5 protein-coding genes are annotated in these 6,941 nt (G+C 71.8%); 1 reads left to right on the forward strand and 4 read right to left on the reverse strand.

Annotated elements, in window-relative coordinates; all coding sequences use genetic code 11:
- Positions 1 to 407: 407 nt before the first annotated feature.
- Both AOJ26_RS37985 and AOJ26_RS37990 read right to left on the reverse strand, forming a co-directional pair.
- Positions 408 to 914: a hypothetical protein gene (locus AOJ26_RS37985; protein WP_053852903.1), complete on the reverse strand. Its 507-nt coding sequence runs from the start codon at positions 912 to 914 to the stop codon at positions 408 to 410.
- A gap of 330 nt (positions 915 to 1,244) precedes the next feature.
- Positions 1,245 to 1,571, reverse strand: a complete 327-nt coding sequence (locus AOJ26_RS37990; protein ID WP_053852904.1) for an SH3 domain-containing protein — start codon at positions 1,569 to 1,571, stop codon at positions 1,245 to 1,247.
- A 182-nt stretch (positions 1,572 to 1,753) separates the two neighbouring features.
- Here AOJ26_RS37990 and AOJ26_RS37995 point away from each other — a divergent pair, with 182 nt between their 5' ends.
- Positions 1,754 to 3,850 carry a serine/threonine-protein kinase gene (locus tag AOJ26_RS37995; protein ID WP_053852905.1) on the forward strand — a complete coding sequence of 699 codons (2,097 nt, stop codon included), beginning with the start codon at positions 1,754 to 1,756 and terminating at the stop codon, positions 3,848 to 3,850.
- A gap of 100 nt (positions 3,851 to 3,950) precedes the next feature.
- Here the strand turns inward: AOJ26_RS37995 and ilvD are convergent, their stop codons facing one another.
- Both ilvD and AOJ26_RS38005 read right to left on the reverse strand, forming a co-directional pair.
- Positions 3,951 to 5,804 carry a dihydroxy-acid dehydratase gene (gene ilvD / locus AOJ26_RS38000; RefSeq protein WP_053852906.1) on the reverse strand — a complete coding sequence of 618 codons (1,854 nt, stop codon included), beginning with the start codon at positions 5,802 to 5,804 and terminating at the stop codon, positions 3,951 to 3,953.
- A gap of 101 nt (positions 5,805 to 5,905) precedes the next feature.
- Entirely contained in the window at positions 5,906 to 6,517 is a 612-nt protein-coding gene (locus tag AOJ26_RS38005; RefSeq protein ID WP_053852907.1) for a TetR/AcrR family transcriptional regulator, read from the reverse strand.
- Positions 6,518 to 6,941: the final 424 nt, after the last annotated feature.

The following is a 6,941-nucleotide window of genomic DNA, read 5'->3' on the forward strand; positions in this document are numbered from 1 at the left end:
GTACTGGGCTGCGGCGGCATTGAAGGAGTGGGCTCGGGCGGTGTGGAAGGAGGCGGCCATGAGGCCATGGTGGCCGGGTGAGGGGCGGGCGACGGTGTGTTCTCGGTGAGAGAACGGCTTGCGGGTGTCAAGGCTGCGGGGCGCCCCGACCGTGACGCCGGCCCCTACGGGCACGCGGGCCGGCGCCGGCGGGCGCGGTTCCACGCCCAGCGCCGAACGTCAGCCGGTGGGGCTCAGCGGCGGCGCTTCTTCTTCGCCGGGTTCCCGGTGCGGCGGGCGGCGGTGTGTTCTCGGTGAGAGAACGGCCTGCCGGTGCCAAGGGTGCGGGGCGTCCCGACCGTGACGCCGGCCTCCACGGGCGCGCGGGCCGGCGCCGGCGGGCGCGGCTTCGGAGCAGGGCGTGGGGCTCAGCGGCGGCGCTTCTTCTTCGCCGGGTTCCCGGTGCGGCGGGCGCCGCGCTTCTCGTGCTCCCGCAGGGCGGCCTCGTACTCCTGCCGGTGCAGTCGCTCGCCGGGGGCCTCCGTGAGGGAGCGGAAGAAGTACGCGAGGAGGGACCCGACGAAACCGATGGCCAGGAGGCCGCGGAGGGAGGCCTGGCGGTCCGGGTCGGGGCGCTTGCCGAAGCCGTCCCAGGTGTTGCGGAAGGCCAGCGCGCTGCAGATCGCGAACATCGCGATGACGAGGACGGTCACGAAGCTGCCGGTGTCGGCGATCTGGAGGCCCTCGTAGGCGAAGCGGAGGACCAGGCAGGAGGCCACGGCGGCGGCGAGGGAGCCGAGGGCGGCGCCGGCGCGGCGAAGGGGATAGCCGCTGTCGTGGTTCACCCAGGTGGTGCCGAAGAAACGGATCGGCTCGGGGTGGGGGGTGCCGGCTGGGGAGCCCGCGGTGTCCTGGGGGCCGGGTTCGTCGCTCACGGGACGATTATGGCTCCGGGGTGGCGGCGGGCTCCCTTCGGGCCGGGCGATGCCTCAGAGCGTGACGGATCTGTGTACCAGGGCCGTCGTGAGGTTCCGCCCGGTCGGCGTCAGGAGGCGCCGCCGGGCAGGACCCAGGCGAGGCTGTGGACGGTGCTGGGTCCGCTGCGCACGTTCAGCCGGTAGCCGGGAGCCGCCGCGCAGTCAGCGCACCGGTGCGGCCTCGGCGGTGGCGGCGCCCACCATCGGGAGGGCGCCGGTGAGGCCCGCAACCATGACGGATCTGTTCCAGGGGTGGCGCTGGTGGATCCCCCTGGATGGGTGCCGAGATCAGCCGCAGCGCGAGGCGACGTAGCCGTCGCTGCCGGTGAGGACGTAGGCGTCCGAGACGAACTCACCGTTGGCGATGTTGTCCCAGATGTTCGACGTGCCGTACGGACCGACCACCGACGTCCCCGGCGTCTGGCAGTAGATCGCGACCTGCGCGCCCTCGGGCAGGACCCGGACGATGCCGTACTGGGTGCCGGGGCCTCGGCGGACGTTGAGGCGGTAGCCCGGGGCGACCGAGTAGTAGTGCACGGCCGCGGTCGCGGCGACTGCCGTCGTGACGGTCCTGCTCTCGGCGTTCTCGACTTCTTCGACACGGTCAACCGACATGGAATTCCTCCCCCGTTGCTCCCCATGACTGCCATGGGGTCCCGTTGATTCCCCGAAATCACGCCATGAAACACATGTACGCAACTCGCACGCGGAGACTAGCAAGCCGCCTCTGTCCCGAACGAGGCATCGACTAGGCTCCGTGCGTCGCGCGCGCGGACGATCAGCACGGGGGTGGTTCCATGGCGCCACAGGGCAACACCGGAGCGGGCGCGGAAGCGGAACTTCCCGAGTACGCCGGTCACTACCGCCTGGAGTCGTGCCTCGGGTCCGGCGGGATGGGGGTCGTGCACGTCGCGCGCAGCACCTCGGGGATGAAGCTCGCGGTGAAGGTCGTCCATGCCGAATTCGCCAGGGACCCCGAGTTCAGGGGGCGTTTCCGGCAGGAGGTGGCGGCGGCGCGGAAGGTGAGCGGGGCGTTCACGGCGTCCGTGGTCGATGCCGATCCCGATGCCGAACGGCCCTGGATGGCCACCCTGTTCATTCCCGGACCGACGCTCTCCGACGAGGTGAAGCGGAACGGGCCCATGGCGCCTGCCGAGTTGCGCCGGCTGATGGCCGGACTCGCGGAGGCCCTGCGGGACATCCACCGGGTCGGAGTGGTCCACCGGGACCTCAAGCCGAGCAACGTGCTGCTCGCCGAGGACGGGCCCAAGGTCATCGACTTCGGTATTTCTCGGCCAAAGGACAGTGAACTCCGCACCGAGACCGGGAAGTTGATCGGGACGCCACCGTTCATGGCACCGGAGCAGTTCCGGCGGCCGAGGGAGGTCGGGCCCGCCGCCGACATCTTCGCGCTCGGTTCGGTGATGGTGCACGCGGCGACCGGGCGGGGTCCCTTCGACTCCGACAGTCCGTACGTCGTCGCCTACCAGGTCGTGCACGACGAGCCGGACCTGACCGGCGTACCGGCGAATCTCGCGCCGCTCATCGTGCGGTGTCTCGCCAAGGAGCCCGAGGAGCGGCCCACACCGGACGAGTTGATGCGGGAACTGCGGTCGGTGGCGGCCTCGTACGACACACAGGCGTTCATACCGGCGCAGCGCACTGGCGAGGTGCCGGAGCCCGAGCAGGAGGTCGCGGAGCCGGTACGACGACCCAAGCGGCGTCTGCGCCGGATCGCGTTGTTCGTCGGCGGAGCGCTCGTCATGGTCGCGGCCGGTGTGTTCGCTTCCGTCCAACTGCTCGGCGAGGGAGAGGCTGCGGCGAAGGGCGCAGGCACACCCCAGGCCAAGGCCACTGCGTTCCGCGCGTGGGCCGCGCGACCCGAATCCGGGGGCAAGGGCACACCCCGGTGCTCCTACGGAGCGGGCAGGCTCCTCTGTGTCCGCTCCGGGTCGGTCTACGCCCTGGACCCGTCCGACGGCAGCCTGCTGTGGCGCCACTCCGCCGACACGGACCGTTGGAGCGTCCCGCCCGCCCTGTCCGGTGGCCTCGTCCAGCCGTTGACCGACTACGGCACCCGCCTGGAGGCACTCGATCCTGCGTCGGGCCGGACGCGTTGGCAGCGCGAGGTGCCGACGTACAACGGCCTGTGGTCGACCGGTGGCATGCTCCTGGTCGCCGAGGCGGAGGGGACGGTGACCGGTGTGGACAGCGCGACCGGCGACACCAAGTGGAGCAAGGAGATACCCGGCCATGTCACGCCGTCGTTCTCCACATTCCCCGGTGACCCGCTGTTGTACGTGACGAGCACGTCCGCGGACGAGTCGACCACTCGGGTCACCGCCGTGGACGCGGCCACGGGTGACGTGCGCTGGGAGGAGCGTCTCGACGGTGCCCTGACGCCGATCGGCTCCGAGGACGGGTCCGTCTTCTTCCTCTCCGTCGACCAGGTCTTCGACTACGCCAAGGCCGTAGTCCGCTACACCCCCGCGTCAGGGGCGACCCGGAAGGCCACCCTGCCCGTGCCCCGCCAGGGCGCGCAGGCCACGGTGCACGACGGCATCGCCTACGTACTGGCCGCGGGGGGCTCGCTGGAGGCCGTCGCCCTCGACACCGGCCGACGCCTGTGGCATCTGGAGACGTCCGTCAGCCGTGGGTCCGTCCCGGTCTCGGACGGCAGCCACGTCTTCGTCACCGCTTCCGACGGGCGGCTGCTCGCCGTGGACGCGCACAAGGGCACCCTCGTCGGGCAGACGCCGACGAGGCTCGGCACCGACGCCGGCGAGGTGGCCGCCACGCTGCCCAGGCCGACTCTCGCCTCCCACCGCGTCTACGCCACCGCCCCCGACGGCACCGTCTTCGCCGTGGACGCCCGCAAGCCCTCGGACTGGTGACGCGCAGGCTGGTGACACACGCACTGGCGACACACGGACTGGTGGCGCACGGACGCCGAAGGGGCCGCCCCCGAAGGGACGGCCCCCGTCGAACGAGAACTCAGCCCAGCTTCGACACGTCCCGCACCGCGCCCTTGTCCGCGCTGGTGGCCATCGCGGCATAGGCCCGCAGTGCCGCCGACACCTTGCGCTCACGGTTCTTCGGGGCGTACACACCGCCCAGAGCCGCCTCGCGGCGCGCGAGTTCGGCGTCGTCGACCAGGAGCTCGATCGTGCGGCCCGGGATGTCGATGCGGATGCGGTCGCCGTCCTCGACGAGGGCGATGGTGCCGCCCGCCGCCGCCTCCGGGGAGGCGTGTCCGATGGACAGGCCGGAGGTGCCGCCGGAGAAGCGGCCGTCGGTGACCAGGGCGCAGGCCTTGCCGAGGCCGCGGCCCTTCAGGTACGAGGTCGGGTAGAGCATCTCCTGCATGCCGGGGCCGCCCTTGGGGCCCTCGTAGCGGATGACGACGACGTCGCCCTCCTTGACCTGCTGGGTGAGGATCTTCTGGACGGCCTCCTCCTGCGACTCGCAGACGACCGCGGGGCCCTCGAACGTCCAGATCGACTCGTCGACGCCGGCCGTCTTCACGACACAGCCGTCGACCGCGAGGTTGCCCTTGAGGACCGCCAGGCCGCCGTCCTTGGAGTAGGCGTGCTCGACGCTGCGGATGCAGCCCTCGGCGGCGTCCTCGTCCAGGGACGCCCAGCGCTCCGACTGGGAGAAGGCCTCGGCGGAACGGACGCAGCCGGGAGCCGCGTGCCACAGTTCGAGGGCCTTCGGGGAGGGCGAACCGCCGCGCACGTCCCAGGTCTTGAGCCAGTCCGCGAGGGAGGGGCTGTGGACCGAGTGCACGTCCTCGTTGAGCAGACCCGCGCGGTGCAGTTCGCCGAGGAGGGCGGGGATGCCGCCGGCGCGGTGCACGTCCTCCATGTAGTACGTGCGGTTCTTCGCCACGTTCGGGGCGACCTTCGCGAGGCAGGGGACGCGGCGGGAGACCGCGTCGATCTCGGCCAGGCCGAAGGGGACGCCGGCCTCCTGGGCGGCCGCCAGCAGGTGCAGGATCGTGTTGGTGGAGCCGCCCATGGCGATGTCGAGGGCCATGGCGTTCTCGAACGCGGCGAAGGAGGCGACGCTGCGCGGCAGGACCGTCTCGTCGTCCTGCTCGTAGTAGCGGCGGGTGATGTCCATGACCGTCTCGGCCGCGTCGACGTAGAGCTGTTTGCGGGCCGTGTGGGTGGCGAGGGTCGAGCCGTTGCCGGGGAGCGAGAGGCCGATGGCCTCCGTCAGGCAGTTCATCGAGTTGGCCGTGAACATGCCTGAGCAGCTGCCGCAGGTCGGACAGGCGTTCTCCTCGATGCGGAGCATGTCCTCGTCGGAGATCTTCTCGTTCACCGCGTCGGACATCGCGTCGACCAGGTCGAGGGTGCGGACCGTGCCGTCCACGAGGGTCGCGCGGCCGGACTCCATCGGGCCGCCGGAGACGAAGACCGTGGGGATGTTGAGCCGCAGCGCGGCGTTGAGCATGCCCGGGGTGATCTTGTCGCAGTTGGAGATGCAGATCAGGGCGTCGGCGCAGTGGGCCTCGACCATGTACTCGACGGAGTCGGCGATCAGGTCGCGGGAGGGGAGGCTGTAGAGCATGCCCCCGTGTCCCATCGCGATGCCGTCGTCGACGGCGATGGTGTTGAACTCGCGCGGGATGCCGCCCGCCGCCACGATCGCCTCGGAGACGATCCGGCCGACCGGCTGGAGGTGGGTGTGTCCCGGCACGAACTCCGTGAAGGAGTTCGCGACCGCGATGATCGGCTTGCGGCCGATGTCCGCACCGGGTACACCGGAGGCGCGCATAAGGGCGCGGGCGCCCGCCATGTTGCGGCCGTGGGTGACTGTGCGGGACCTCAGCTCGGGCATCGTCGCTCGCTCCTTCAGACAGTTCTGGCTGCTGTCGAGCGTACGCCGGTCATCCAGGGGGCGGGACACGGTGTCCGGAATGCGGGACGCCCGTCTCGGGGTCAGGGACCGGTCAGGTGGCCCTGCACCACCGGGGCCACCCGGGCGATGATCTGCTCGATGTCCGTGGACGCCAGCGGCTCCACCTTGATCACGTACCGCAGCATGGCCGTCCCGACGAGCTGCGCGGCAGCGAGTTCCGCCCGCAGCTCGGCGTCCGGCAGGTCCAACTGGTCGGCGATGCGGCGCAGCAGCTGGGAGGCGACGAGGCGGCGGAAGACGGTGGCCGCGGTCTCGTTGGTCACGGCGGAGCGGACGATCGCCAGCAGCGGCATGCGCGTCGCGGGGTTCTCCCAGACGCCGAAGATGAACCGGGTCAGGCGCTCCCCGACGTCCTCCACCGGCCCCTCGGCGACCGCGTCGGGCGCACTCAGGGCGGGCGCGGCGGCGACCTCCACGGCCGCCTCGAAGACCTGCTCCTTGGTGCCGAAGTAGTGGTGGACCAGGGCCGAGTCCACCCCCGCGGCCTTGGCGATCCCGCGCACGGACGTCTTCTCGTAGCCCCGCTCGGAGAACTCCTCCCGAGCGGCGAGCAGGATCCGGTCACGGGTGCCGGCCCCGTCGGACTCGGTACGCCGGGGCCGACCACGCTTCCGCGCGGTGACGTCGCTCATGGGCGGGGCACCTTGAGGGCGGTGCGGGGGGTCGAGGCGTGGTGGGGTGCGGTTTTCGGTGGTCGGTTCCCGAGAGCCGTGCGGGGTGTCGAGGCGCGGGGTGCGGTGGCCGACGGCCGGTTCGCGAGGGCCGTGCGCGGTGCCGAGGCGAGGGCTGCGGTGGCCGACGGCCGCTTCGCGAGGGCGGGAGACGCCTGCGCCGCTGTCCGGCTCCCGAGCACGCGGGACGTCCGCACGCCAAGCCCGGTGCGGACCACCGGAGCCATCCGCGCGCCAGGCCCGGTGCCGGCCACCGGAGCCATCCGCACGCCAGACCCACCGCCAGCCACCGCAACCACCCACACGCCGGACCCGCTCCCAGCAACCGGAGCCACCCGCACGCCAGCCCCACCGCCAGCCACGGCAGTCACCCGCACGCCCGCCC

The organism is Streptomyces sp. NRRL B-24085, assembly GCF_001282115.1.
Lineage (GTDB): Bacteria > Actinomycetota > Actinomycetes > Streptomycetales > Streptomycetaceae > Streptomyces.

Bases quoted from the DNA above. Each gene is read 5' to 3' on its own strand.
- AOJ26_RS37990 (WP_053852904.1), bottom strand. From the start codon at position 1,571: ATGTCGGTTGACCGTGTCGAAGAAGTCGAGAACGCCGAGAGCAGGACC.
- AOJ26_RS37995 (WP_053852905.1), top strand. From the start codon at position 1,754: ATGGCGCCACAGGGCAACACCGGAGCGGGCGCGGAAGCGGAACTTCCC.
- ilvD (WP_053852906.1), bottom strand. From the start codon at position 5,804: ATGCCCGAGCTGAGGTCCCGCACAGTCACCCACGGCCGCAACATGGCG.
- AOJ26_RS38005 (WP_053852907.1), bottom strand. From the start codon at position 6,517: ATGAGCGACGTCACCGCGCGGAAGCGTGGTCGGCCCCGGCGTACCGAG.